This is a genomic window from Streptomyces sp. NPDC002309, assembly GCF_053593375.1.
On sequence record NZ_JBSFCI010000022.1, the window covers coordinates 117,172 to 142,489 of the forward strand.

The 25,318-nt window shown below is 70.9% G+C and carries 24 protein-coding genes and 1 rRNA gene; 9 read left to right on the plus strand and 16 right to left on the minus strand.

Annotated features, from left to right (window positions below):
• Window positions 1–57: 57 nt before the first annotated feature.
• The 4 genes from argS (at window position 58) to ACWCPM_RS19950 (ending at window position 4,411) form a co-directional block, all read left to right on the plus strand.
• Window positions 58–1,824: an arginine--tRNA ligase gene (argS, locus tag ACWCPM_RS19935; RefSeq protein WP_450977522.1), complete on the plus strand. Its 1,767-nt coding sequence runs from the start codon at window positions 58–60 to the stop codon at window positions 1,822–1,824.
• Window positions 1,825–1,830: 6 nt separating this feature from the next.
• Window positions 1,831–2,583 carry a DUF4253 domain-containing protein gene (locus ACWCPM_RS19940; protein ID WP_450977523.1) on the plus strand — a complete coding sequence of 251 codons (753 nt, stop codon included), beginning with the start codon at window positions 1,831–1,833 and terminating at the stop codon, window positions 2,581–2,583.
• 31 nt (window positions 2,584–2,614) lie between these two features.
• Entirely contained in the window at window positions 2,615–2,869 is a 255-nt protein-coding gene (locus tag ACWCPM_RS19945; protein ID WP_450977524.1) for an EF-hand domain-containing protein, read from the plus strand.
• A 63-nt stretch (window positions 2,870–2,932) separates the two neighbouring features.
• Complete coding sequence (locus ACWCPM_RS19950) at window positions 2,933–4,411, plus strand: glutamate--cysteine ligase (protein WP_450977525.1); 1,479 nt, start codon at window positions 2,933–2,935, stop codon at window positions 4,409–4,411.
• A 51-nt stretch (window positions 4,412–4,462) separates the two neighbouring features.
• Here ACWCPM_RS19950 and hemB read toward each other — a convergent pair whose 3' ends face one another.
• Window positions 4,463–5,461: a porphobilinogen synthase gene (hemB, locus tag ACWCPM_RS19955; RefSeq protein ID WP_450977526.1), complete on the minus strand. Its 999-nt coding sequence runs from the start codon at window positions 5,459–5,461 to the stop codon at window positions 4,463–4,465.
• Between the two features lie 221 nt (window positions 5,462–5,682).
• Window positions 5,683–6,093, minus strand: a complete 411-nt coding sequence (locus ACWCPM_RS19960) for a hypothetical protein (RefSeq protein ID WP_450977527.1) — start codon at window positions 6,091–6,093, stop codon at window positions 5,683–5,685.
• 216 nt (window positions 6,094–6,309) lie between these two features.
• Here ACWCPM_RS19960 and ACWCPM_RS19965 point away from each other — a divergent pair, with 216 nt between their 5' ends.
• On the plus strand, window positions 6,310–6,987 hold the full coding sequence (locus tag ACWCPM_RS19965; RefSeq protein WP_450977528.1) for a response regulator transcription factor: 678 nt from the start codon (window positions 6,310–6,312) through the stop codon (window positions 6,985–6,987).
• Between the two features lie 7 nt (window positions 6,988–6,994).
• Complete coding sequence (locus ACWCPM_RS19970) at window positions 6,995–8,308, plus strand: sensor histidine kinase (RefSeq protein ID WP_450977529.1); 1,314 nt, start codon at window positions 6,995–6,997, stop codon at window positions 8,306–8,308.
• A gap of 93 nt (window positions 8,309–8,401) precedes the next feature.
• Here ACWCPM_RS19970 and ACWCPM_RS19975 read toward each other — a convergent pair whose 3' ends face one another.
• The 5 genes from ACWCPM_RS19975 to ACWCPM_RS19995 all read right to left on the minus strand — a co-directional run bounded on the left by ACWCPM_RS19975 (window position 8,402) and on the right by ACWCPM_RS19995 (window position 14,139).
• Window positions 8,402–10,105 carry a uroporphyrinogen-III synthase gene (locus tag ACWCPM_RS19975; protein WP_450977530.1) on the minus strand — a complete coding sequence of 568 codons (1,704 nt, stop codon included), beginning with the start codon at window positions 10,103–10,105 and terminating at the stop codon, window positions 8,402–8,404.
• On the minus strand, window positions 10,102–11,061 hold the full coding sequence (gene hemC, locus ACWCPM_RS19980; RefSeq protein ID WP_450977531.1) for a hydroxymethylbilane synthase: 960 nt from the start codon (window positions 11,059–11,061) through the stop codon (window positions 10,102–10,104). The genes ACWCPM_RS19975 and hemC overlap by 4 nt, the downstream gene beginning before the upstream one ends.
• The gene (locus ACWCPM_RS19985) at window positions 11,058–12,776 is read right to left on the minus strand and encodes a glutamyl-tRNA reductase (protein ID WP_450977532.1); all 1,719 of its coding nucleotides are present in this window, start codon (window positions 12,774–12,776) and stop codon (window positions 11,058–11,060) included. Before ACWCPM_RS19985 ends, hemC begins: the two co-directional genes overlap by 4 nt.
• Window positions 12,773–13,540: a redox-sensing transcriptional repressor Rex gene (locus ACWCPM_RS19990; protein WP_450977533.1), complete on the minus strand. Its 768-nt coding sequence runs from the start codon at window positions 13,538–13,540 to the stop codon at window positions 12,773–12,775. Before ACWCPM_RS19990 ends, ACWCPM_RS19985 begins: the two co-directional genes overlap by 4 nt.
• A gap of 290 nt (window positions 13,541–13,830) precedes the next feature.
• Window positions 13,831–14,139 carry a glutaredoxin family protein gene (locus ACWCPM_RS19995; protein ID WP_450977534.1) on the minus strand — a complete coding sequence of 103 codons (309 nt, stop codon included), beginning with the start codon at window positions 14,137–14,139 and terminating at the stop codon, window positions 13,831–13,833.
• A gap of 130 nt (window positions 14,140–14,269) precedes the next feature.
• Between ACWCPM_RS19995 and ACWCPM_RS20000 the strand changes: the two genes are divergently transcribed.
• The 3 genes from ACWCPM_RS20000 (at window position 14,270) to ACWCPM_RS20010 (ending at window position 18,017) form a co-directional block, all read left to right on the plus strand.
• A complete protein-coding gene (locus ACWCPM_RS20000; protein WP_450977535.1) occupies window positions 14,270–15,187 on the plus strand; it encodes an HAD family hydrolase in 918 nt (305 codons plus the stop codon).
• Between the two features lie 577 nt (window positions 15,188–15,764).
• Window positions 15,765–16,535 (plus strand): ECF subfamily RNA polymerase sigma factor, BldN family, encoded by a 771-nt coding sequence (locus tag ACWCPM_RS20005; protein ID WP_450977536.1) that lies wholly within the window; start codon window positions 15,765–15,767, stop codon window positions 16,533–16,535.
• A gap of 246 nt (window positions 16,536–16,781) precedes the next feature.
• Entirely contained in the window at window positions 16,782–18,017 is a 1,236-nt protein-coding gene (locus ACWCPM_RS20010) for a DUF5667 domain-containing protein (RefSeq protein ID WP_450977537.1), read from the plus strand.
• Between the two features lie 101 nt (window positions 18,018–18,118).
• Here the strand turns inward: ACWCPM_RS20010 and ACWCPM_RS20015 are convergent, their stop codons facing one another.
• The 9 genes from ACWCPM_RS20015 to rrf all read right to left on the minus strand — a co-directional run.
• Window positions 18,119–19,198, minus strand: coding sequence for a lysophospholipid acyltransferase family protein (locus tag ACWCPM_RS20015; RefSeq protein ID WP_450977538.1), 1,080 nt, complete (start codon window positions 19,196–19,198; stop codon window positions 18,119–18,121).
• Window positions 19,199–19,212: 14 nt separating this feature from the next.
• Entirely contained in the window at window positions 19,213–20,274 is a 1,062-nt protein-coding gene (locus tag ACWCPM_RS20020) for an NAD-dependent epimerase/dehydratase family protein (protein ID WP_450977539.1), read from the minus strand.
• Between the two features lie 281 nt (window positions 20,275–20,555).
• On the minus strand, window positions 20,556–20,654 hold the full coding sequence (locus ACWCPM_RS20025; RefSeq protein ID WP_003948845.1) for a 30S ribosomal protein bS22: 99 nt from the start codon (window positions 20,652–20,654) through the stop codon (window positions 20,556–20,558).
• 154 nt (window positions 20,655–20,808) lie between these two features.
• Window positions 20,809–21,024: a helix-turn-helix domain-containing protein gene (locus ACWCPM_RS20030; RefSeq protein WP_450977540.1), complete on the minus strand. Its 216-nt coding sequence runs from the start codon at window positions 21,022–21,024 to the stop codon at window positions 20,809–20,811.
• A gap of 134 nt (window positions 21,025–21,158) precedes the next feature.
• Window positions 21,159–21,992 carry a phosphatase gene (locus ACWCPM_RS20035; RefSeq protein WP_450977541.1) on the minus strand — a complete coding sequence of 278 codons (834 nt, stop codon included), beginning with the start codon at window positions 21,990–21,992 and terminating at the stop codon, window positions 21,159–21,161.
• A 108-nt stretch (window positions 21,993–22,100) separates the two neighbouring features.
• Entirely contained in the window at window positions 22,101–23,276 is a 1,176-nt protein-coding gene (locus ACWCPM_RS20040) for an acetoin utilization protein AcuC (RefSeq protein ID WP_450977542.1), read from the minus strand.
• Window positions 23,227–24,450: an MFS transporter gene (locus tag ACWCPM_RS20045; protein ID WP_450977543.1), complete on the minus strand. Its 1,224-nt coding sequence runs from the start codon at window positions 24,448–24,450 to the stop codon at window positions 23,227–23,229. The genes ACWCPM_RS20040 and ACWCPM_RS20045 overlap by 50 nt, the downstream gene beginning before the upstream one ends.
• Window positions 24,451–24,528: 78 nt before the next feature.
• Window positions 24,529–25,173 carry an HAD family hydrolase gene (locus ACWCPM_RS20050; RefSeq protein WP_450977544.1) on the minus strand — a complete coding sequence of 215 codons (645 nt, stop codon included), beginning with the start codon at window positions 25,171–25,173 and terminating at the stop codon, window positions 24,529–24,531.
• A gap of 60 nt (window positions 25,174–25,233) precedes the next feature.
• Window positions 25,234–25,318: ribosomal RNA gene (gene rrf / locus ACWCPM_RS20055) — 5S ribosomal RNA — on the minus strand; the annotation flags it as partial.

Sequence of the window (25,318 nt, forward strand, 5' to 3'; positions counted from 1 at the left end):
CCCCATGGGATACTGACCGTGTCTATCTGAACCCACGAGGAGAACGGCACCCACTCCATGGCCTCGGTCACGTCCCTCAGCGCCTCCGTCGAACAGCAGCTCACCTCCGCGCTCTCGGCCGCCCTGCCGGAGACGGACGCGGACCCCCTGCTCCGACGCAGCGACAGGGCCGACTTCCAGGCCAACGGAGTCCTGGCGCTCGCGAAGAAGGCCAAGGCCAACCCGCGTGAGCTGGCGACGCAGGTCGTCGCGGGCATCACCACCGGCGACGTGATCAAGGACATCGAGGTCTCCGGCCCCGGCTTCCTCAACATCACGATCACCGACCGGGCGATCACCGAGGTCCTGGCCGCCCGGTACGCGGACACCGCGCGCCTCGGCGTCCCCCACGCGGACGCGCCCGGCACGACGGTCATCGACTACGCCCAGCCGAACGTGGCGAAGGAGATGCACGTCGGCCATCTGCGCTCCGCGGTGATCGGCGACGCCGTCGTCCAACTCCTGGAGTTCACCGGCGAGAACGTCGTCCGCAGGCACCACATCGGCGACTGGGGCACCCAGTTCGGCATGCTCATCCAGTACCTGGACGAGCACCCGCACGAACTGGACCACGAGGCCGCCGAGGTCAGCGGCGAGGAGGCGATGTCCAACCTCGACCGCCTCTACAAGTCCGCCCGCAGGCTCTTCGACTCCGACGAGGAGTTCAAGACGAGGGCGCGCCGCCGCGTCGTCGACCTCCAGGCCGGCGACCCGCGCACGCTCGCCATGTGGCAGAAGTTCGTGGACGAGTCGAAGATCTACTTCTTCTCGGTCTTCGAGAAGCTGGACATGGAGATCCGCGACCCCGACATCGTCGGCGAGTCCGGCTACAACGAGATGCTCGCCGAGACCTGCCGCCTCCTGGAGGAGTCGGGCGTCGCCGTCCGCTCCGAGGGCGCCCTCTGCGTCTTCTTCGACGACGTCAAGGGCCCGGACGGCAATCGGGTCCCGCTGATCGTGCAGAAGTCGGACGGCGGCTACGGCTACGCGGCGACCGACCTCTCCGCGATCCGCGACCGCGTCTTCAACCTCAAGGCGAACAGCCTCATCTACGTCGTGGACGCCCGCCAGTCGCTCCACTTCAAGATGGTCTTCGACACGGCCCGCAAGGCCGGCTGGCTGAACGACGAGGACGTGAAGGCGTACCAGCTGGCCTTCGGCACGGTCCTCGGCAAGGACGGCAAGCCCTTCAAGACCCGTGAGGGCGAGACGGTCCGCCTGGTCGACCTGCTGGACGAGGCGATCGACCGCGCGACGGCGGTGGTGCGGGAGAAGGACACCCAGGACCAGCTCTCCGAGGCGGAGATCGCCGAGCGCGGCACCCAGGTGGGCATCGGCGCGGTGAAGTACGCCGACCTGTCCACCTCGGCCAACCGCGACTACAAGTTCGACCTGGACCAGATGGTCTCGCTGAACGGCGACACCTCGGTCTACCTCCAGTACGCGTACGCCCGTATCCAGTCGATCCTGCGCAAGGCCGGAGAGACCCGCCCGGCGCCCCACCCGGAGCTGGACCTGCACGAGGCGGAGCGCGCGCTGGGCCTGCACCTGGACGCGTTCGCGGAGACGGTGGCCGAGGCGGCCTCGGAGTACGCCCCGCACAAGATGACGGCGTACCTGTACCAACTGGCGTCGCTGTACACGTCGTTCTACGACAAGTGCCCGGTCCTGAAGGCGGAGAGCCCGGCGCAGGTCGAGAACCGCCTGTTCCTCTGCGACCTCACGGCCCGCACCCTCCAGCAGGGCATGGCCCTGCTGGGCATCAGGACGCCCGAGCGTCTCTGACACCCGATGGCCACCCTCCCCAACGCGCTCCCGAGGCTCGCCGCCGACCCCACCGGCGGCGCCCTCGGTCTCGACCTGCCGCCCGGCAGGCTGATCGGCTCCCTCCTGTGGCACGCCGACGCGGACGCGGCCCCTGGTGACTGGGCGACGCTCGGCCGGGCCCGCTCCGTCGGTCTCCTTCCGCTCCTCGTAGAGGTCGGCCGGCACGGCGGCCCCGAGGAGTGGGAGCTGATACCCGGCGAGACCTCGTACCCCGGGGACCACGACCCCCAGGAGGTGCTCGCCGAGTACTGGGAGGACCTGTCGGACGACCCCTGGCCCGGTCCGGCCTCCGAGGCCGCCGCCTCCGGCACCCGCGACCCCGACGCACTGGCCGCGCAGACCGCCCAGCGCCTCCTCACGGACGGGACCTCGCTCAAGGAACCCCGCCTCGCCCTCGTCCCCGCCCGCCGCAGCGCGGACGTCGCGGCGGCGATCGGCTGGTCGGGCGCCGTGAACCACGAGGAGGACGTGGCCCGCCTGTGCGCGGTGCTCCGCTCCTGGGAGGACCGCTTCGGCGTACGCGTCGTCGCGCTCACCTTCGACCGGATGGTCGTCTCGGTCGCGGCACCGCCCTCCACCCCCGCCGAGGCGCGGGCGGTGGCGGCCGAGCACTTCGCGTTCTGCCCGGACAACGTCGCCCAGAGCGGTTCCCCGACCCTCGATGCTTACGCCGAGCAACTGATCGGCGGGGAAAACTGGTCCTTCTGGTGGGACTGAGCCACATCCGGAACGAGAACGGGGCGACACCATGAGCGAGAAGGCCAGGCAGTTGTTCGAGGCGCTCGACCTGGACAGGAACGGCATCCTGACCCGCGAGGAGGTCATCGTCGCCCTGCGGAGCAAGGGCCCGACCCTGGCCGCCGCGGGCGTGCTGCCGTTCTGGGCCCTGGGGGACGCCGACGCCTCCTCCGCGCTGTTCGACGCCGCCGACCAGAACGGGGACGCGGTGCTCACGCTGGAGGAGTTCTCCGTGGCGGTGGACCGCCGCTTCGGCTGGCGCTGACATCTCACGCACCTGGTGCGACGCTGGAGACAGCAGCGTGACCGAGGGAACTCGGGAGGCCCGATGGGACGAGATGTCCCGGCGGTCGTCTTCACCCGTGAGGACCGCCGCCGGTACCGGATCAAGGTGCAGCAGTGCCTCGACGCGTTCGCCCTGATGCTGCGCGAGGCACGGTTCGAGTCGGAGCGCCCCCAGGTGGGGCTGGAGATCGAGCTGAACCTGGTGGACGACGACGCCGAGCCGGCGATGCGCAACAGCGACGTCCTGGAGGCGATCGCGGACCCGGCGTGGTCGACGGAGCTGGGCCGCTTCAACCTGGAGATCAACGTCCCGCCACGCCGTCTGACCGAGGGCGGTCCGGACTCCTGGGAGTCGGAGGTCCGCGCCGCGCTCAACCACGCCGACGAGCGCGCCCGGTCGGTCGGCGCGCACCTCATCATGATCGGCATCCTGCCCACGCTCGAACAGGACCACGTCGGGGAGCGCGCGCTCTCCGAGAACCCCCGCTACCGGCTGCTCAACGACCAGGTCTTCGCGGCCCGGGGCGAGGACCTGCGCATCGAGGTGGACGGTGCCGACCGGCTGCGGACCTACGCCGACACGATCACCCCGGAGGCCGCGTGCACCAGCACGCAGTTCCACCTCCAGGTGTCACCGGAGGAGTTCCCCGCCTACTGGAACGCGGCGCAGGCCATCTCCGGCATCCAGGTCGCGCTGGCCGCCAACGCGCCGTTCCTCTTCGGCAAGGAGCTGTGGCACGAGACCCGCATCCCCCTCTTCGAACAGGCGACCGACACCCGCCCGGAGGAGATCAAGGTGCAGGGGGTGCGGCCCCGGGTGTGGTTCGGCGAGCGGTGGATCAACAGCGTCTTCGACCTCTTCGAGGAGAACCTGCGCTACTTCCCCGCGCTGCTGCCCCTGTGCGAGGACGAGAATCCCTTGGAGACGCTGGAGCAGGGCGACGTCCCCGACCTCGGCGAGCTCACCCTGCACAACGGCACCGTCTACCGCTGGAACCGCCCCGTCTACGCCGTAGCCCACGACAAACCGCACGTCCGCGTGGAGAACCGGGTACTGCCCGCCGGCCCCACCGTCGCGGACACCCTCGCCAACGGCGCGTTCTACTACGGCCTGACCCGCGCCCTCGTGGAGGAGGAACGGCCCGTGTGGTCGCGGATGTCGTTCGCGGCGGCCGAGGAGAATCTGCACACGGCGGCCCGGCACGGCATCGACGCCCTGCTGTACTGGCCCGGCATGGGCGAGGTCCCGGTCTGCGAGCTCGTCCTGCGCCGCCTGCTGCCACTCGCCCACCGGGGCCTGGAGCTCTCCGGCATGGACGACGCCTGGCGCGAACCCCTGCTCGGCATCATCGAGCAGCGCTGCGTCACCGCCCGCAACGGCGCGGTCTGGCAGAAGGAGATGTTCCACCGGGTCGCGGCGGCATCGGCCTCCGGCCGCCACGAGGCCCTGCGCCGGATGACACAGCTCTACATCGACTACATGCATCTCAACGCCCCGGCCCACACCTGGCCGGTCGACTGACACCACCGACGCCTCACCGACGACGGCGGTGTCCCTCCTGCCGACGCGGCACTAGGCCCGGTTCAGCCTCTGGGCCACTTCGGTGGCCCAGTAGGTGAGGATGTTCCGCGCCCCGGCCCGCTTGATACCGGTCAGCGACTCCAGGATCGCCCGCTCCCGGTCGATCCAGCCCTTCTCGGCGGCGGCCTCGATCATCGAGTACTCACCGGAGATCTGGTACGCGGCGACCGGCACGTCCACGGCGTCCGCGACGCGCGCCAGGACGTCCAGATAGGGCCCGGCGGGCTTCACCATCACCATGTCGGCCCCCTCCTCCAGATCGAGGGCCAGCTCCCGCATCGACTCCCGCGCGTTGGCGGGGTCCTGCTGATACGTCTTCCGGTCCCCCTGCAACGACGAGGCGACCGCCTCGCGGAAGGGGCCGTAGAACGCCGACGCGTACTTGGCGGTGTAGGCCAGCACGGCCACGTCCTCGCGCCCGATCTGGTCCAGCGCGTCCCGGACGACCCCGATCTGCCCGTCCATCATCCCGCTCGGGCCCACCACATGGGCCCCGGCGTCGGCCTGGACCTGGGCCATCTCGGCGTAGCGCTCCAGGGTGGCGTCGTTGTCGACGCGCCCGGACTCGTCCAGCACACCGCAGTGACCGTGATCGGTGGTCTCGTCCAGGCACAGGTCGGACATGACGAGCAGTTCGTCCCCGACCTCGGCGCGCACCTCGCGGATCGCGACCTGGAGGATCCCGTCCGGGTCGGTCCCCGGCGTGCCGACCGCGTCCTTCTTCGACTCCTCCGGCACCCCGAACAGCATGATCCCGGAGATCCCGGCGGCCACCGCCTCGGCGGCGGCCTTCTTCAGACTGTCCCGGGTGTGCTGGACGACACCGGGCATCGCGGCGACGGCCACCGGCTCGCTCACACCCTCGCGCACGAACGCGGGCAGGATGAAATCGGCCGGATGCAGCCGGGTCTCGGCGACCATCCGCCGCATGACGGGAGACGTCCGCAGCCGCCGCGGCCGCGCACCGGGAAAGGAACCGTACGTCGTCATACGCCCTACGCTACGCCCGCCCGCCCTCTGCCTTTGCCGACGCGTCGTCGGGGCCCGCCTCCGCCCCGCACCCCTGCTCACCGACCGGGCGGCCTGCCGCGGCGCACCTCCCGGTCGGCCACGGCCTCATGACCGACACCGCGCGTACGACGGACGCGCGCGACGACCGCGTCACCGGCCCGCGGGCGACCGGCGACGTGGCCGCGGCAGTTCCGCGCGGACTACCTGCCTGCCGTGCCCGGCAGCTGAGGCACGGAAGGCTCGGCGGGCGACACCGGCACACCGACGTGCGGCTCGAGCGGCACCGCGTGCTCCGCGGGGACACCGGGCTCCACCGGGACACCGGGCTCGCCCGGCGACACCGGCACACCGACGTGCGGCTCGAGCGGCACCGCGTGTTCACCGGACGTCGCCGGGACGGAGTCCGCGGGCACCGCCGGCACGGCGGGAATCAGCGCGCCGGGCATCACGGGGACGAAGTCCGGGGAATGCCCGGCGACAGCGCCCGCCGGCGGCGCGGTGTGCGGGGCGGCGGCCGAGGCGGAGGGCGCCGCGCCCAGCGCCAGGACGCCGGCCGTCATGGCGAGTGCGAGGACCCGCCGCTTCATGGTGCGGGAGCCGAAACGAATCACAAGTGTCTCCTTGTGCGAGGGAGTTGTACCCGGCGGACTCCCGGTCCGTCGGTGCACCCACCATGGCGAAGCGATGCTGAGTCCTCGCTGAAGCGGCTGAACGCCCGCTGAAAGCCGAGGGAAGGCGGCCGGAAGCCGCACGACGGCCACGGGGCGCCGGGCCCACCGCCTCCGCTCTTCAGCGGGGGCTCAGCTTGCGGCTGCCATACTCCCCGCGTGCGCATCCTGGTGGTGGAAGACGACGTCCGGCTCCGTGAACTCCTCAAGGAGGGCCTGGAGCCAGAGGGTTTCACCATCGAGACGGCGGCCGACGGCAGGAGTGGCCTGGAGCTGGCCCGGGACACCGGGTACGCGGCGATCGTGCTGGACGTGATGCTGCCCGGACTCTCCGGCTATCAGGTCTGCTCCCGGCTGCGGGAGGCCGGCGTCTGGACTCCGATCCTGATGCTGACCGCCAAGGACGGCGAATACGACGAGGCCGACGGTCTCGACGTCGGCGCGGACGACTATCTCACCAAGCCGTTCTCCTTCGTCGTCCTGATCGCGCGGCTGCGGGCCCTGACACGGCGCAGCGGCCTGGACCGGCCGGACACGATCGAACTGGGTGACCTGCGGCTGGAGCCGACGGCCCTGGCCTGCAGCCGGGGGAACGAGAACGTCACGCTGACGGCCAAGGAGTTCGCCGTACTGGAGTGCCTGGCCCGCCGCGCCGGACAGGTGGTGTCCAAGACCGAGATCGTGCACACGGTGTGGGACACCGCCTACGACGGCGGGGCCAATCTCGTCGAGGTCTACATCAGAACCCTGCGCCGGAAGATCGACGTGCCCTTCGGCCGACAGGCGATCCGCACGATACGGGGCGCGGGATATCTGCTGGTCCGCGACGGGGGGTGACCGCGGCATGAGCCTGCTGTCCGGGATGAGTGTCCGCGCCAAGGCCACGGCGGCCGCCGCCGGAACCGTCGCCTTCGCGTTCGCCCTGTGCATGCTGGCCCTGGTACTGGTTCTGCAGCAGAACCTGCGCGACAGCGCGAAGGCGGACGCCGAGCACACCGCCCTGAGCATCGAGGGCCAGTTGGCGTCCACCGGGCTGACACCCGGCGTCCCGGCGGTCGTCGCGCCGCCCTCGGTGACCGTCAAGGACGCGCGGGGACGGGTGATCGTCCCGGTACTTCCGGTGGAGCCCGACGTCACACCGGGCGGCGAGGTGAGCGACGGCACGGAGGACGCCTCCGCCGCGGAGCCCCTGACGCCGTACAGCGTGGACGTCACCCCCTCGTCCACCGCTCTCGACAGCGTCACCCGGCTCCTGCTGCGCCACGTCGCGCCCGCGGCCGCCGGGCTCGTGCTGTTCGTGGCCGCTCTCACGTGGCTGCTGGTCGGCCGCGCCCTGCGCCCGGTGGCCGCCATCCGGGAGGAGTTCACCGAGATCACCGCCCGTGATCTGCACCGCCGCGTCCCGGTGCCCAGGGCACGCGACGAGATCTCCCGGCTGGCGCAGACGATGAACGCCACGCTGGACCGACTGGACCTCTCCATGACCCGGCAGCGTCAGTTCGTCGCGGACGCCTCCCATGAACTGCGCAGCCCGATCGCGGCGGTACGCGCCCAGCTCGAACTCGCCCTGGCCCGCCCCTCGCTGACGGACTGGCCGACCGCCGTGCACAAGGCTCTCCGCGACACCGAACGCCTCCAGGCCGTCGCCTCCGACCTGTTGCTGCTCGCCAGGCTCGACGCGCAGGAGGCGCCCGTCCGCTCTCCCGTGGACCTCGCGGCGCTGACGGCCGCGGAGATACGGCGCCACCCCGGGACGGTGGTGGCGTCCGACGGCGTCATGGGAGCGGACGGAAAGGAGCGGGCCGCTGTCGTCCACGGCAGCCGGGTGCAGCTCTCCCGGCTGCTCACCAACCTCACCGACAACGCCCGCAGACACGCGCGCACCACCGTCTCGATCAGCGTCGGGGTGAGTGACGGCATGGTCGAACTGTCCGTGGACGACGACGGTCCCGGCATCCCGGAACCCGACCGTGAGCGCGTCTTCGAACGCTTCACCAGGCTGGACGACGCACGCGCCCGGCAGGACGGTGGCGCCGGCCTCGGCCTCGCGATCGCCAGGGACATCGCCCACGCTCACGGCGGCACCCTCACCATCGGGACCGGTCCCCGGGGAGGCGCCCGCGTGCTCCTGCGGCTGCCGTGCCAGGACGCCCCGTAGCGCACCGGGCGGCGCGGGCCGCGACGTCACCGGTGAACGCGGCGGCGGGGCGCGCCGTCACGACACGCCCCGCCACCACCTCACCTCACGACCTCAGGTCGTACGCCTCCGCCGCGCCCCCGGCCGCCGCTCACTGGGCCGCGTCACCGGATCCCCGGCCTCCAACGCGGCCTCCCGGCGCCGCGTCCCGAAGTCGGCCAGCGCCTCGGCCAGCTTGTGCACGGACGGCTCCGGAGCCATGACGTCCACCCGGAGCCCGTGCTCCTCGGCGGTCTTGGCCGTGGCGGGCCCGATGCAGGCGATCACGGTCACGTTGTGCGGCTTCCCGGCGATGCCCACCAGGTTCCGTACCGTGCTCGACGAGGTGAAGAGAACGGCGTCGAAGCCACCCCCCTTGATCGCCTCCCGCGTCTCCGCCGGCGGCGGCGACGCCCGCACGGTCCGGTACGCCGTGACGTCGTCGACCTCCCAGCCCAGCTCGATGAGACCCGCCACCAGCGTCTCCGTGGCGATGTCGGCCCGCGGCAGGAAGACCCGGTCGATCGGATCGAAGACAGGGTCGTACGGCGGCCAGTCCTCCAGCAGCCCCGCCGCCGACTGCTCCCCGCTCGGCACCAGATCCGGCTTCACACCGAACGCGACGAGCGACCTCGCCGTCTGCTCCCCCACCGCGGCGACCTTGATCCCCGCGAAGGCCCGGGCGTCGAGCCCGTACTCCTCGAACTTCTCCCGCACGGCCTTGACCGCGTTCACCGAGGTGAAGGCGATCCACTCGTAGCGCCCGGTCACCAGCCCCTTGACCGCCCGCTCCATCTGCTGGGGCGTGCGCGGCGGCTCGACGGCGATCGTCGGCACCTCGTGCGGCACGGCCCCGTACGACCGCAGCTGGTCGGAAAGCGAAGCCGCCTGCTCCTTGGTCCGCGGCACGAGCACCTTCCAGCCGAACAGCGGCTTGGACTCGAACCACGACAACTGTTCGCGCTGAGCCGCGGCGGAACGCTCCCCGACCACGGCTATCACGGGCCTCCCGCCCTCGGGCGAGGGCAGCACCTTGGCCTGCTTCAGCGTCTGCGCCACGGTCCCCAGCGTCGCGCTCCACGTCCGCTGCCGGGTCGTGGTCCCCGCGACCGTCACGCTCATCGGCGTATCGGGCTTGCGCCCCGCCGACACCAGCTCACCGGCGACGGCGGCCACGGAGTCGAGCGCGGTGGAGACGACCAGGGTGCCGTCCGACGCCCCGGCCTCGGTCCAGCACCGCTCGGTCGCGGTCCGGGCGTCGACGAACCGGACGTCCGCGCCCTGCGCGTCCCGCAACGGCACACCGGCGTACGCCGGCACCCCGACCCCGGCCGCGACACCCGGCACGACCTCGAACGGAACACCCGCCGCGGCGCAGGCGAGCATCTCCTCGGCGGCGTACGTGTCGAGTCCCGGGTCCCCGGACACCGCACGGACGACCCGCCTGCCGCCCCGCGCGGCCTCCATGACAAGATGTGCGGCACCCCGCACCACGGGGACAATGGTTGCTGACGTACCGTCAACAACCGTCAGCTGAGGCGTGCCTGAGCCCGGATTGAGGTCCGACGAAGGACCCGGTTCCGTGTTCACGACGGCCACGCCCGGCCGGGCGTGCGTGCGTACGACGTCGAGCACCTCGTGCTCGGCGACGAGAACGTCCGCGCGCGCCAGCGCTTCGACGGCTCGCAGGGTCAGCAGTCCCGGATCCCCGGGTCCGGCACCGAGAAAGGTGACGTGCCCGTGTTCCGGACCGGCGGCGGGAAGGGTGGTGGGGCTCACTGTGCTCGCTCCCCCATCAGACCGGCCGCGCCCTGGGCGAGCATCTCGGCGGCGAGTTCGCGGCCGAGTGCCACTGCCCGGTCGTGCGTTTCGGGCACGGGACCGGTGGTGGACAGCTGCACCGTACGGGAGCCGTCGGTCGTGCCGACGACGCCCCGCAGGCGCATTTCCTTGACAATCTGCCCGTCGGCCAAGAGGTCGGCGAGCGCTCCCACGGGAGCACTGCAACCGGCCTCCAGGGCGGCGAGCAGGGACCGCTCGGCGGTGACGGCGACCCGGGTGAAGGGGTCGTCGAGCTCGCCGAGCACAGCGATCAGCTCCGCGTCGTCCGCGGCGCACTCGATCGCCAGAGCCCCCTGGCCGGGGGCGGGCAGAACGGTGTCGACCGACAGGAAGTCGGTCACCTCGTCGATCCGGCCGATCCGCTGCAGTCCGGCGGCGGCGAGCACGACGGCGTCGAGCTCGCCCTTGTGGACGTACCCGATGCGGGTGTCGACGTTGCCGCGGATCGGCACCGTCTCGATGTCCAGCCCGTGGCCGCGCGCGAACGCGTTCAGCTGCGCCATCCGGCGCGGCGAACCGGTACCGATGCGGGCCCCGCGCGGAAGGTCGGTGAACTTCAGCGCGTCGCGGGCGACGATCACGTCCCGCGGGTCCTCGCGCAGCGGGACGGCGGCCAGCGCCAGGTCCTCGGGCTGCGTGGTCGGCAGGTCCTTCAGCGAGTGCACGGCGAAGTCGACATCGCCCCGCAGCAGCGCGTCGCGCAGCGCGGTCACGAACACACCCGTGCCGCCGATCTGCGCGAGGCTCTCGCGCGAGACGTCGCCGTACGTGGTGATCTCGACGAGCTCTACAGGCCGTCCGGTCACCTGGCTCACGGCTTCCGCCACCTGCCCGGACTGGGCCATGGCGAGCTTGCTCCGCCTCGTCCCCAGTCTCAGTGCCTTCTCCGTCATGCCGGCCCTCGGTTCTGTGCGTTCTTCTCGGTGCTGCCCTCGGTGCGCGAGACGGAGGCCACCGTCTCGGGGTCGAGGTCGAACAGGGTCCGCAGCGCGTCCGCGTACCCGGCGCCGCCGGGCTCGGCCGCGAGCTGCTTCACCCGTACCGTCGGCGCGTGCAGCAGCTTGTCGACGACCCGGTGCACCGCCTGCCGGATCTCGCCGCGCTGCTTGTCGTCCAGGCCGGGCAGCCGCCCGTCCAGACGTGCGATCTCGCTCGCCACGACGTCCGCGGCCATCGTCCGCAGCGCGACCACGGTCGGCGTGATGTGCGCGGCCCGCTGGGCGGCGCCGAACGCCGACACCTCGTCGGAGACGAGGCGGCGCACCTGGTCGACGTCGGCCGCCATCGGGGCGTCCGCCGACGCCTCGGCCAGCGACTCGATGTCGACGAGCCGCACGCCGGCGAGCCGGTGCGCGGCCGCGTCGATGTCGCGCGGCATCGCGAGGTCGAGCAGGAAGAGGACCGGCTCGGGGCGCGGCGCCTCGGCGACCGGCTCGGGCTTGCGGTGCTCGGCGATCCGGCCCGCGGTGGCCATGGTCGCGGCCAGCGCGGTGATCAGCCCGGGCGTCTCCTCGGGCGTGCGGCGGGCCGCCTCCCGCCGCTCGACCGCGCCGCCGGCGGCCCACGCCGCGTGCTGCTCCAGCGTCGCGGCGTCCATACCGGCGACGGCGGCCTCACCCATCACGGAGAAGCCGGGCGTGGTCAGGTCCAGGGGGCAGTTCTCGTCGTTCCCCGCGGAGGCGGGCGGCAGCGGCGTCCGCTGGGCGCCCGTCGTCGGCCTGCCGGTGGACGGAGCGGCGCTCTCCTCGACGTGCGCGGGGCGGCCGGTGCGGCCCTCGACGGCGGCCGCGATCTCCTCCGCCTGCAGCACGAGTCCGGTGGCGCCGGTGCAGGAGACAGCGATGTCGGCACGTGTCAGCTCGGCCCGCACCGCGTCCATCGGTACCGCCCGGGCCACCACGTCCACGTCGTCGGCCTGGTTCAGGATCTGCGCGAGGCGCTCGGCCCGCTCGAGAGTGCGGTTGGCGACGACGATCTCGCCGACCCCGGCCCGTGCCAGCGTCGCGGCGGCCAGCGAGGACATCGAGCCGGCGCCGATCACCAGCGCCCGCTTGCCCCGCGCCCACCGCTCCACGGGCTCGCCGGAGGTCAGCTGCTCCAGGCCGAAGGTGACCAGGGACTGCCCGGCCCGGTCGATGCCGGTCTCGGTGTGGGCACGCTTGCCGACCCGCAGCGCCTGCTGGAAGAGGTCGTTCAGCTCCCGTCCGGCGGTGTGCATCTCCTGCGCGCGGGCCAGCGAGTCCTTCATCTGGCCGAGGATCTGCCCCTCGCCGACGACCATCGAGTCCAGCCCGCACGCCACCGAGAACAGATGGTGGACGGCCCGGTCCTCGTAGTGCACGTAGAGGTACGGCGTGAGCTCCTCCAGGCCGACGCCACTGTGCTGGGCGAGCAGCGTGGACAGCTCGGCGACACCCGCGTGGAACTTGTCCACGTCGGCGTAGAGCTCGATGCGGTTGCAGGTGGCGAGCACCGAGGCCTCGGCGGCCGGTTCGGCGGCGACCGTGTCCTGCACCAGCTTGGCCTGGGCGTCCGTGTTCAGCGCGGCCCGCTCCAGCACGCTCACCGGAGCACTGCGGTGACTCAGTCCGACGACGAGCAGACTCATGCCGGCATCACGGCGGGTACGTCCCCGTCGGGTCCCTTGTCGGTGGTCTGCTTGCGCGCGACGGCGGCCGGGACAGCGGCCTCGGGCGCCGACGCGGCCTCCTCGCCTGCCTTGCGCTGCTCGTGGAAGGCGAGGATCTGCAGCTCGATGGAGAGGTCGACCTTGCGCACGTCGACACCGTCCGGCACGGACAGCACCGTCGGCGCGAAGTTCAGGATGGAGGTGACACCGGCGGCGACGAGCCGGTCGCACACCTGCTGCGCGGCACCGGCGGGGGTCGCGATCACGCCGATCGACACTCCGTTGTCCTGGATGATCTTCTCCAGGTCGTCGGTGTGCTGGACCGGGATCCCCGCGACCGCGCGGCCGGTGAGCGCGGCGTCGGCGTCGATGAGCGCGGCGACCCGGAAGCCGCGGGAGGCGAACCCGCCGTAGTTGGCGAGGGCGGCACCGAGGTTTCCGATACCGACGATCACTACCGGCCAGTCCTGGGTGAGGCCGAGTTCACGGGAGATCTGGTAGACGAGATACTCGACGTCGTAACCGACACCGCGGGTGCCGTACGAGCCGAGGTAGGAGAAGTCCTTGCGGAGCTTCGCGGAGTTGACCCCGGCGGCGGCCGCCAGTTCCTCGGACGAGACCGTGGGTACCGAGCGCTCCGACAGCGCGGTCAGGGCTCGGAGGTACAGCGGAAGACGGGCGACGGTGGCCTCGGGAATCCCTCGGCTACGGGTCGCCGGTCGGTGAGTTCGGCCAGTTGCCACGGTGCTCCTGCGGGTAGAGCGGGGCTGCGGGCGGTCATACGTCCCCGGACCGCCCCGTCGCATGCAGGCTATGTCTTTGTGAACGCGTGCACAAAGATGGTGTCCGATTTGCCCGGCCAACGTGACCGGCGTCACGCGCGCTCCGCGAGGCGGCGAAAGGGGGGCCACAATCGAACACTCTCCTGAAAAGTTCCCGCCCCCGAGACCAGGTCGCCATCGATCCTAAGCCAGACCGGACACCCGGTCGCGCCGTCCGCCGCTCGGGAGCCGGCCGCGGCGCCGCCCGCCCCTCACCCGGCGAGCGCCTTGCGGAGGCGCCCCTCGTCCACCCGCCAGAACGTGTGCTGCTCGCCGTCCACCAGGACGACCGGGATCTGCTCCCAGTACGTGTCGTGGAGTTCCTTGTCCTCGGTGATGTCCTTCCGCTCCCACGACACACCGAGATCGGCACAGACCTTCTCGATCACCGTCTGTGCGTCATCACACAGATGACAGCCGGGCTTGCGGACGAGCGTGACCATGCGATCCCCGGGCGCTGCGGCGGGCACTGCGCCCGGAGCGGCGGGCTTACGGCGGAAAATCGGGCTCATGCCGGCCATTGTCGCGCCACCGGGGGCCGTTGTCCGACGGCACCGAAGCGGAGTTGTTTAACGGCACGGACGCGGAGAGTTCACGGCGTTCCAACCTCTCGACTCCGGAACCTCCGAACAGAATGGCTATGCTCACGCCATGGCCGCTCTCGGATGGCTCACTCCCCGTAGGCGCTCCGCCACGGCGCGGAGCGTGTTGGCAGGCGAGGCCGCGGCGGAGGCCGCGCGCAAGACACAGGACACCTCCGCCGTCGCAGGCGACGAGCCGGAGTTTCCCGTGCACGGCGACGACCGGGCCGCCGCCTTCTTCGACCTCGACAACACCGTGATGCAGGGTGCCGCGCTCTTCCACTACGGGCGCGGGCTCTACAAGCGGAAGTTCTTCGAGACCCGCGACCTCGCGAAGTTCGCCTGGCAGCAGGCGTGGTTCCGGCTGGCCGGGTTCGAGGACCCGGAGCACATGCAGGACGTGCGCGAGTCGGCGCTCTCGATCGTGAAGGGGCATCGGGTCGCCGAGCTCCAGTCGATCGGCGAGGAGATCTACGACGAGTACATGGCCGTGCGGATCTGGCCGGGGACCCGGGCACTGGCGCAGGCACATCTGGACGCCGGTCAGAAGGTGTGGCTGGTGACGGCCGCGCCGGTGGAGATCGCGCAGGTCATCGCACGGCGGCTGGGGCTCACCGGGGCGCTCGGGACCGTGGCGGAGTCCGTGGGCGGTGTGTACACGGGCAAGCTCGTCGGCGAGCCCTTGCACGGGCCCGCGAAGGCGGAGGCGGTACGCGCGCTGGCCGCGGCGGAGGCGCTGGACCTCTCGCGCTGCGCGGCGTACAGCGACTCCCACAACGACATCCCGATGCTCTCCCTGGTGGGGCATCCGTACGCCATCAATCCCGACAGCAAGCTGCGCAAGCACGCGCGTGCGAAGGACTGGCGGCTTCGGGACTACCGGACGGGCCGCAAGGCGGCGAAGGTCGGGATTCCGGCCGCCGCGGGCGTGGGCGCGGTCGCGGGCGGCACCGCCGCGGCGATCGCACTGCACCGACGCCGGCGGTAACGGACGGCGACCGAGGGCGCGCCTCCCGCCATTGTGCGAGCGGGGCCGTCCGCCGCCGGTGTGCGAGCGGATACCCCCCCCCCCCCGCCGTTGTGCGAGCGGAAGCCCTCCTGCACCCGGTGTTCAAGTGGGTGCCCCTCCGCCGCCGGTGTGCGACCGGGGGTACCTGCCGCCCGTGGCGGGGCGGGACCGTGCACGGATGCGCTGAGGCGGCCCCGTGGCTCAGGGCCGTCCGCCCGCCTCAGGAGCAACGCCGAGCACTTTCGAAACACCGGGCAATCCAGTCCCCGTACCCACGCGACGCCACACCCAGTCCTCCGTCCTGCACCCGGCCACAACACGCCCTGTACCGACCCCGAAGTCGAGCCAATTCGATCAACAAGTGGTCACTCCCCGGCACTTGATCAGCCGTCAATCGGTTACAGAAGCGACGTAATCGATGATTTGAGCAACTGGGCGTAGCGGCACCTGTACGAAGCGTTATTCTCCTCAGACGCAAACCGGTACCCCTCTCGTCGCTACGACGAGTGAAAGGTCCCGCACTGCACGTGATGGAAGCTCTGCCTCTGGGAGTCCCGTGTACCCACACGTCGGGGTTGACGCCTCGGGCCTGGCTACGCTGCGCGCAACGGTCCGAGACCTGTTGCGCGGCTTCGTCCCCACCGCGTACGCCGTCCCCGCATTCACCACCGCCGCGCCGCTCGGCCCGTGCTACGCACTGGCCGAGGGCAGCGCCGCGGTCGGCAGACGTGGCCGCGCCGCCGGTGCGACCACCGCACGGCGTCCGGCCGCCGACAGCGACAGCGCCCGGATGATGGACCTCGTGGAGCGCGCCCAGGCCGGCGAGGCCGACGCGTTCGGCCGGCTCTACGACCAATACAGCGACACCGTGTACCGCTACATCTACTACCGGGTGGGCGGCAAGGCGACCGCCGAGGACCTGACGAGCGAGACCTTTCTGCGCGCCCTGCGCAGGATCGGTACGTTCACCTGGCAGGGGCGCGATTTCGGCGCCTGGCTGGTCACGATCGCGCGGAATCTGGTCGCCGACCACTTCAAGTCCAGTCGGTTCCGGCTGGAAGTGACCACCGGCGAGATGCTCGACGCCAACGAGGTCGAACGCTCGCCCGAGGACTCGGTACTGGAGTCCCTCTCCAACGCCGCGCTGCTCGACGCGGTGCGCCGACTCAACCCCCAGCAGCAGGAGTGCGTGACACTCCGCTTCCTCCAGGGCCTCTCGGTCGCCGAGACGGCCCGCGTGATGGGCAAGAACGAGGGCGCGATCAAGACTCTGCAGTACCGCGCCGTGCGTACCCTCGCCCGTCTCCTGCCCGAAGACGCCCGCTGAGCGCCGCATCCGAAGGCACACTCTCCGCGTTCCCCAACTCACCCTCGGTGAAAGACTGTTGACTTCGCCGCCCGTTACCCCTCCGTCCGTAACCCAAGTGCCGCGCCGCTCGTTGTGCGGGATGCAGGCTCCCTGTGGTCACGCCCCGGCCGACTCCGATCCCTCGATCGTGTGGTTGCGGCCGGGACGTGCAACCCTCAGGACCCCCTGGGGAGTCGACCGTCATGACGAGAGGAGGTGCCGCCAGTGATCGCGAACGTATCGGCGCACCGGCGGGCGAACGCCTTCGCCCAGGCCCTGGAGGAGCAGTCCGATCGGGGCACGGCGGCCGAGCAGTCCGAGGAATCGGCCCCGGCTGCTGCGGAACAACCGACCGAACAGGGCCGTTTGTTGGCCCTCACGGTCGGTCTTGGCGCGTTGCCGAAGCCGACACTTGATCCCGAGGTCAAGGTCATCCAGCGGGCACAGCTGGTGGCTCAGTTCGAGGCGATGCTCCAGGGAGGCGGCACGGTATCCGATCCCGCCTTCCCCGAGCAGCGCTCCGTGCGGGGCCGCGGCGCCCACAGGGCCGCACCGCTGGGCAAGTTCCGTCCGCGCACGCGTCTGGCCAAGGGCCTCACGGCCGGCGGCCTCAGCGTGGGTGTCGCCGCCAGTGCCTTCGGCGGAGTGGCCGCCGCCAGCGGGGAGGCCCTGCCCGGGGACTCTCTGTACGGGCTCAAACGCGGCATCGAGGACTTCAAGCTCGGCCTGGCCGACGGCGAGGACGAGCGCGGGCAGGTCTACCTCGACCAGGCGTCCACCCGGTTGAGCGAGGCCCGTCGGCTGATGGAACGCGGCCGCAGCGGCCCTCTCGACCACGAGTCGCTCGGTGAGGTCCGCCGTGCCCTTTCCGGGATGACCCACGACGCCTCCGAGGGCCACCGACTGCTGACCGCGGCCTACGAGCGGGACCCCGAGTCGCTGGGCCCCATCCAGGCCCTCTCCGCGTTCTCCGACTCGCACCGGGACGCCTGGGGCGCCCTGCGCGAGCGGCTGCCGGTGCAGCTCGGGGACGTCAGTGAGCAGGTGTCGTCGGTCTTCGACGCCATAGACCAGGATGTCGCCCCGCTGCAGTCCCTGCTTCCGCAGCCCCCCGTCCCCAGCGGCGGCGGCGAGGACAGCAAGAGGCGCGGCCCCGGCAGCGGGCCCGCCACGGGTGCCACCGAGTCCGAGCGCGGCTCGACGGCACCCAGCAGCGGCAGCGGTTCCTCGGCCGGCGGCGACACCGGCAGCGAGGGCCCCAGCCGGTCCGCCGAGACCGGCGAGGAGTCCGACAGCCTGCTCGGTGGCAACACCGGAGGGCTGCTCGACCCGCCGAAGGACAGCGGCAGCGCCTCCCCGTCGCAGACCAGACCGCCGACGACCGCACCCGACGTCACGTTGCCACCGCTGCTGCCCGGCCTGCTGCCCGGGCTCGGGCTCGACGCCGAGGACGCCGAGTAGGTTCCGGGTCGTACGAATGTGGGGCGTCCCTCGGAGGAGGGGCGCCCCCGTCGTCGTACGGTCGGAAAGGGGCGGTCGGAAATGGCCGGAAGAAGACCGGCTCAGAAGAAGACCGAGCGGCGCTGCACCAGCAGCTTGTACAGGGTGTGCTGGATCTGTTCCCTGACCTGGTCGGTCAGGTTGAACATCAGCATCGGGTCCTCGGCCGCCTCCGGCGGATAGCCGTCCGTGCGAATGGGCTCACCGAACTGGATCGTCCACTTGGTGGGCAGGGGGATCGCGCCGAGCGGGCCCAGCCACGGGAACGTGGGCGTCAGCGGGAAGTACGGAAAGCCCAGGAGCCGCGCCAGGGTCTTCGCGTTGCCGAGCATCGGATAGATCTCCTCCGCGCCGACGATCGAGCACGGGACGATCGGAGCGCCCTGGCGCAGCGCTGTGGAGACGAAGCCGCCCCGGCCGAAGCGCTGGAGCTTGTAGCGCTCGCTGAAGGGCTTGCCGATGCCCTTGAACCCCTCCGGCATCACACCGACGAGCTCGCCCTGTCCGAGGAGCCGTTCGGCGTCCTCCGCGCAGGCCAGGGTGTGACCGAGCTTGCGGGCGAGTTCGTTGACGACCGGCAATACGAAGACCAGGTCGGCGGCGAGGAGGCGCAGATGACGGCCGGCCGGATGGTGGTCGTGCACGGCGACCTGCATCATCAGGCCGTCCATCGGGAGCGTGCCGGAGTGGTTGGCGACGATCAGCGCGCCGCCCTCGGACGGGATGTTCTCGATGCCCTTCACCTCGACCCGGAAGTACTTCTCGTACACCGGGCGCAGCAGGGACATCAGCACCTGGTCGGTGAGTTCGGCGTCGTAGCCGAAGTCGTCGACCTCGTAGTCGCCGGTCAGGCGGCGGCGCAGGAAGGCGAGTCCGGCGGCGACGCGGCGGTCCAGGCCGCCCTCGTCCAGGGGCCGCTGTTCGTCGGACCCGCCCGGTGGCTGATTCTCATGTGGCACGGGAACATCATCCTGCGCACGCGTCCGGCCGGGCAGGGGCTGGACCTCCCCGGCCTCACGGACCCGTGCGGACTCCCCGCCGGGCCGACGGCTTCCTCCGCTCCGGCCGCGCCGCGGCGGCCGCTGCGCGGCGCTCCCGCGGGACCGGTCGTCGTCGAACGGAATGACCTTGGCGTCCGCCATCGTTGATGCGCTCCTCAGTTGGCGCTCTGAGTCGGGGGGTGGCCGCCGCCCGTGACGGGCAGCGCGGCGATCCGGTCGACGGCCCCCGCGAGGGCCTCGGGCGGCAGAAGTCCGGGTCCGCGGCTGCGCGCGAAGTCCGCAAACGTTTCCGCAGTGGTGTACTTGGGCCGGAATCCCAGCGTCTCGCGCATCTGGGTCGTGTCCACCACCCGGCCGTGGGTCAGCAGCCGGATCTGTTCCGGCGAGAAGTCCGTCATGCCCAGGGTACGCACCAGCGAGCCGGCCCATGTGACGGCGGGCAGCAGCAGCGGCACGGTGGGGCGGCCGAGCCGCCGGGAGCACTGGGAGAGCAGCAGGACGCCGTCGCCGGCGATGTTGAACGTGCCGCTGTTGAGGGTGCCTCGGCGCGGCTCGTGCGAGGCGATCCGCAACACCTCGATCACGTCGTCCTCGTGCACGAACTGCAGCCGTGGGTCGTAGCCGAGGACGGTCGGCAGCACGGGCAGCGAGAAGTACGAGGCGAGCGGCGAGTCGGCGCTGGCGCCCAGGATGTTGGCGAACCGCAGCACACACACCGCCACGTCCGGCCGGCGACGCGCGAACCCGCGCATGTACCCCTCGACCTCCACCGTGTCCTTGGCGAAGCCGCCGCTGGGCAGCGACTTGGGCGGGGTCGTCTCGCTGAAGACGGCCGGGTCACGGGGCGCGGAACCGTAGACGTTGGTACTGGACTTCACCACCAGCCGCCGTACGGTCGGGGACTTCTGGCAGGCGCCGAGCAGTTGCATGGTGCCGATGACGTTGGTCTCCTTGACCGTGGCACGGTTGCCGCTGCCCAGGGCGGTCGCGGTGACGTCCATGTGGACGACGGTGTCGGCGGCCGTCTCGGCCAGCACGCGCGCGATGGTGGGCTGGCGGATGTCGGCACGGATGAACTCCGCACCGCCCAGATGGTGCTCGGGCGGTACCGCGTCCACGGCGATGACCCGTTCCACCTCGGGGTCCCGCTGGATCCGTCGTACGAACCGGCCCCCCAGCTGACGGGCCACTCCGGTCACGAGCACGACCTTGCCCACGATCCGCGCCTTCCTTCCAGCCCTCGTACCGCTGCCGAGTTCCCCGTCTGCGGCCAACCTAGCGGTTTGTTGTTGCGCTGTGATGACCGCCCACTGCACCAGGTGACGGGAAATCACGGTCGTACGACCAGGGTCTCGCGCCCACCGGGCGGGGACGCGCGAGGGGCCCGTCCGAACCGGGACATGCGTGTGGCCCCCCACCGAACGTGGTGGGGGGCCACAGTCACGCCTTCGCGGCGTTGCGGTGCGTCGATCTACCGCCGGTGTTGCTTTTCCAGCGGTTACTTCTTGTTACGACGCTGCACGCGCGTGCGCTTGAGCAGCTTGCGGTGCTTCTTCTTGGCCATCCGCTTGCGCCGCTTCTTGATAACAGAGCCCACGACTACCCTCGCTCACTTCTCATCACTCGGTGTTTGGGCGCCATGGGCCCACACGACCTACGAGGGGCTAGCCTACCCGCCCGAGCGCTGAGGTCGTAATCGAGGTGTTCGGGGAGATCGGAAAGTGCCCTGAGCCGATCTCCCCGAGTCGCCGTCAGACGGTTTCCACCCCCACATAGCTGTCACGGAGGTACTCGTGAACCGCGTTCTCGGGGACGCGGAAGGACCGCCCCACCCTGATCGCGGGCAGATGGCCGCTGTGCACCAACCGGTACACGGTCATCTTCGACACTCGCATCACCGAGGCGACCTCCGCCACGGTAAGGAACTGAACCTCACTCAGAGGCCTCTGATCTCCAGCTGCAGCCATGACACACCTGAACCTTCCGCACTCGACTCGACGGCCACCGGCTTCCCCTTCCGGTGACTCTTCGTCGCTGCGTGCTCACTCCCCAGACTAGGGGCGGGTGATGCGAGTGGGGAAGAGGTGCACCTATCGGCGGCCTACTGTGACAGACACGCCCGATTGAGTACGTAGCGGGTCAGCGGACGGTAGTAATCAGACCGCACAGCGTCATCAAGTGGAACGACCACGGCCACTCGCCCCTCCGCTTCACCCACAAACGGGGCCGGATCGTCCGTATCAGCCAGCCCAATGGTCTCGACCCCCAGCTGACCTGCACCGCAGACCCATCCGTGGTCCCCGATGACCAGCTCGGGGAGCGGCCCGCCGGCCTCGGCGATGGCGCCCAGAACGGTACGAACCGGGAGGGGTGAATGCGTGTGTGCGCCGGTCGCACAACCCTGCTCGCGCGCGCCGGGTTCCCGCATCAGCGCGACGCCTCGCACGTAATCAAGGTTGTACGTGCGTAGGCCGAACCTAGTCGTTATGTCGACAGAGCGACCCTTCGCGGGGGTGAGGACGGCACATCCTGCCGCCGACATGGCGTCCGCCAGGTCGCCGTAGAAACCGAGCAACCGATGCGGATGACCGGTCCCGAACAACACAGGCGCACCACGCTGCGCGACGACGGCGAGCCGCGCGGAGAACGCCTCCAGGGCGGCGAGGGTCCGTTCCGGGTCGATCACATCCTGGCCTGAAACACACCTCGGATCAGCGGACACACCACACTTGCCCGCCATCAGCTCGATCAAGTCCCGCTCGGTCCATGGCCATTCAGGATCAATCCCGATCAACAAACGAGGATCGCGCGCCGCGAACCCCCGATAACTTCGTAGGCTCACTTCCCGGGAGGTCGCCACGACCCCGGCCAGCCGAGCAGCGAGAAGGTGCGCGCGGAGGTGGGACCGCGAGACGCCGGCCGTGGGGGTGGGCATGGGGCGATGGTGACGGATGCGGGTGGGTGGCGGAAGCCGGAACGGGGATACGGGGCTCGGTCGGCGTAACGCCACGGGCCGTACACCACAGCCCGTACGGCACGACTTCTACGGCAACAACCCCCGCAGCGGGAACACCGCCCGCCGTGTGGCCAGCACCGCCTGGTCCAACCGGTCCGCGGGGTCGTACCCCGCCTCCCAGTCGTCCCACTCCACGGGCCAGCGGCCATCGGTCATCCGTCCCGGCGCCAACTGCCGCGTCCGGGCGAAGACCTCCTGCCTCCACTGCTCGGGAACCATCGCCTCGGGCGCCACCTCCCGCCCGGCGGCGATCGCCACCAAGTGCGTCCAGGACCGCGGGACCACGTCCACCACGGCGTACCCACCCCCGCCCAGGGCCACCCAGCGCCCCTCGGCGTACTCGTGCGCCAGTTCATGACAGGCGACCTGCACGGCGCGCTGCGCGTCCAGGGAGACCGCCAGATGCGCCAACGGGTCCTCGAAATGCGTGTCGGCCCCGTGCTGGGTCACCAGCACCTGCGGCCGGAACCCCGCGACGAGTTCCGGCACCACCGCGTGGAACGCCCGCAGCCACCCGGCGTCCCCCGTACCCGCCGGCAACGCCACGTTCACCGCCGCCCCCGCCGCGGCACCGGACGCACCCGTCTCCTCCGGCCACCCCGTCTGCGGGAACAAGGTCCGGGGATGCTCATGCAGCGAGATCGTCAGAACCCGCGGATCCTCCCAGAAGGCCGCCTGCACACCGTCGCCGTGATGCACGTCGACGTCCACGTAGACGACCCGCTCCGCCCCCAGCTCCAGCAGCCGGGCGATGGCCAGCGAGGCGTCGTTGTAGATGCAGAACCCCGACGCCGCCGCCGGCATCGCGTGATGCAGCCCGCCCGCGAAGTTCACCGCGTGCAGCGCGTCCCCACGCCACACGGCCTCCGCCGCCCCCACCGACTGCCCGGCGATGAGGGCCGACACCTCGTGCATGCCGTCGAACGCCGGATCGTCCGACGTCCCCAGTCCGTACGACTGATCGGCCGCCCGCGGATCGAGCGACGCGGCCTTCACCGCCTCGATGTAGTCCTCCCGATGGACCAGCCGCAGCGTCGACTCCCCCGCCGGCTTCGCCGCGACCACGTCCATCTCGCGATCGAGCCCGAACGCCTCGACCAGCCTCCGGGTCAGCGCCAGCCGGACCGGATCCATCGGATGCTCCGGCCCGAAGTCATAGCCCGTTACCGCCTCGTCCCACATCAGCTGTGCTCGGCCGCTCATGCCCGCCACCGTATCGGTCCGGTTGAGCCGCGAACGACCGGGCGTACAGGAGTGTCACCAGCACCAACACCATGGGCACGAGCATCGCCCCGCGATAGCTCCACGCGTCCCCCAGCACCCCCACCAACGGCGAACCGATCAAGAACCCCACATAGTTGAAGACATTGAGCCGCGCCACCACCGCGTCCGAAGCCCCCGGGAACAACCGCCCACCCGCCGCGAACGTCTGCGGAACCAGCACGCACAACCCCAGCCCCACCAAGGTGAACCCGGCCATCCCGACCCAGGTCCCGGGCGCCCCCGCCACCACCCCGAACCCCACCGCGGCGAGCACCGCCCCACCCCGCACCACCCCGACGGCCCCGAACCGCCGTACCCCGAAGTCTCCCAGGGCCCGCCCCACCAGCGTGGTGACCATGTAGACGTTGTAGGGAACCGTCGCCATCTGCTCCGAACTCCCCAGCACGTCCTGCAAATACTTCGCGCTCCAGTTGGAAACGGTCGCGTCCCCGATGTAGGCGAAGGTCATCACCAGGCACAACGGCAGCAATGCCCGGAAGACGACACCCCCTGCCTCGCCGGACGCCGCGCCCTCCCCCTCGGCCGCCTTGCCGGAACCACCGTCGACGTACCACCGGCTCCCCACCAGCGCCGCCGGCACCAGCACCCCCACCACCGGCAGATAGGACACAACCAGAGCCACCTCTCCCCGCGCCCCCACCCAGGCCAGCGAGGCCCCCACGATCCCCCCGAGGCTGTACGCGGCGTGGAACCCGAGCATGATGCTCCGCCCGTACGACCGCTGCAGGCTCACCCCGAGCATGTTCATCGACGCGTCCAGCGCCCCCACGGCCAGCCCGAACACGGCCAGCGCGACGGCCAGCTCCACCATCCGCTCCCCGGCGCCCACCCCGAGCAGCGCCAGCAGCACCACGGGCTGGGACCACCGCAGCACCGAACTGGGCGGTACACGCCTGACCAGCCGCTCGGTGGCCACGCTGCCGACACCGGCCAGCACCGGTACCGCGGCCAGAAACGCCGGCAGCAGCGCGTCGGAGACCCCGTACCGGTCCTGGATCGCCGGAATCCGCGTCACCAGCAGGGCAAAGGCGACGCCCTGGGCGAAGAAGCCGAACGCCAACGAGGCCCTGCCGCGCCGCAGCACACGAGTCATGGCGGCGAGCGTAGGGCCCCGACGTACCGCTGGGTATATCCAGCCAAAGATGAATTCCCCTCAGTTTCGTGCCGTGGATCAGATCAGCAGCTCAGCCAACTCCCGCATGTCGTCGAAGAGTCGCGTCGCCCGGGCCAGCCTCGCCGCCGGCGTCATGGCGGTGAACCCGTACACGTCCATCCCGGCCGCGACCGCCGCCTGCACCCCCAACCGGCTGTCCTCGACGACGACACACCGCTCCGGCGCGACCCCCATCCGCTCGGCCGCGTGAAGGAACAGATCAGGCGCCGGCTTCCCCCGCCCCACATCCTCCGAACTGAAGATCCGCCGGTCGTCGAACCACCGCTCCAGCCCCGCCGCCCGGTGCCCCACCCGAATCCGCTCATGGCTCCCCGACGAGGCCACGCAGTACGGCACCCCCTCGGCCGCCAGCTTCCCGAGGACGTCCGCGGCGCCGGGCACCGCCTTCAACTCCCGCCGGAACGCCGCGAAGACCCGCCCGTGAAAGACCTCGTCGAAGTCAGCGGGCAACCGCTGCCCGGTCCGCTCCGCCACCAGGTCGTGCACACGGTGCATGGCGGCACCCATGTAGTCACGCAGGGAGTCCTCATAGGAGGTCGGATGCCCAAGTTCGGTGAGGTACGCCGCCAGAAGCCGGTTGGAAAGGGGCTCACTGTCGACGAGCACACCGTCGTTGTCGAAGATCACCAGGTCATAGCGCATAACTGAACCCTAAACGCAGAAAACCCCGCATCCGAAGATGCGGGGTTTCCTTCAATATTTGTTCGGCGGCGTCCTACTCTCCCACAGGGTCCCCCCTGCAGTACCATCGGCGCTGTAAGGCTTAGCTTCCGGGTTCGGAATGTAA

Coding starts and splice junctions, on each gene's coding strand:
- argS (WP_450977522.1), top strand. CDS start 58: ATGGCCTCGGTCACGTCCCTCAGCGCCTCCGTCGAACAGCAGCTCACC.
- ACWCPM_RS19940 (WP_450977523.1), top strand. CDS start 1,831: ATGGCCACCCTCCCCAACGCGCTCCCGAGGCTCGCCGCCGACCCCACC.
- ACWCPM_RS19945 (WP_450977524.1), top strand. CDS start 2,615: ATGAGCGAGAAGGCCAGGCAGTTGTTCGAGGCGCTCGACCTGGACAGG.
- ACWCPM_RS19950 (WP_450977525.1), top strand. CDS start 2,933: ATGGGACGAGATGTCCCGGCGGTCGTCTTCACCCGTGAGGACCGCCGC.
- hemB (WP_450977526.1), bottom strand. CDS start 5,461: ATGACGACGTACGGTTCCTTTCCCGGTGCGCGGCCGCGGCGGCTGCGG.
- ACWCPM_RS19970 (WP_450977529.1), top strand. CDS start 6,995: ATGAGCCTGCTGTCCGGGATGAGTGTCCGCGCCAAGGCCACGGCGGCC.
- hemC (WP_450977531.1), bottom strand. CDS start 11,061: ATGACGGAGAAGGCACTGAGACTGGGGACGAGGCGGAGCAAGCTCGCC.
- ACWCPM_RS19985 (WP_450977532.1), bottom strand. CDS start 12,776: ATGAGTCTGCTCGTCGTCGGACTGAGTCACCGCAGTGCTCCGGTGAGC.
- ACWCPM_RS19995 (WP_450977534.1), bottom strand. CDS start 14,139: ATGGCCGGCATGAGCCCGATTTTCCGCCGTAAGCCCGCCGCTCCGGGC.
- ACWCPM_RS20000 (WP_450977535.1), top strand. CDS start 14,270: ATGGCCGCTCTCGGATGGCTCACTCCCCGTAGGCGCTCCGCCACGGCG.
- ACWCPM_RS20015 (WP_450977538.1), bottom strand. CDS start 19,198: ATGGCGGACGCCAAGGTCATTCCGTTCGACGACGACCGGTCCCGCGGG.
- ACWCPM_RS20030 (WP_450977540.1), bottom strand. CDS start 21,024: ATGGCTGCAGCTGGAGATCAGAGGCCTCTGAGTGAGGTTCAGTTCCTT.
- ACWCPM_RS20035 (WP_450977541.1), bottom strand. CDS start 21,992: ATGCCCACCCCCACGGCCGGCGTCTCGCGGTCCCACCTCCGCGCGCAC.
- ACWCPM_RS20040 (WP_450977542.1), bottom strand. CDS start 23,276: ATGAGCGGCCGAGCACAGCTGATGTGGGACGAGGCGGTAACGGGCTAT.
- ACWCPM_RS20045 (WP_450977543.1), bottom strand. CDS start 24,450: ATGACTCGTGTGCTGCGGCGCGGCAGGGCCTCGTTGGCGTTCGGCTTC.
- ACWCPM_RS20050 (WP_450977544.1), bottom strand. CDS start 25,173: ATGCGCTATGACCTGGTGATCTTCGACAACGACGGTGTGCTCGTCGAC.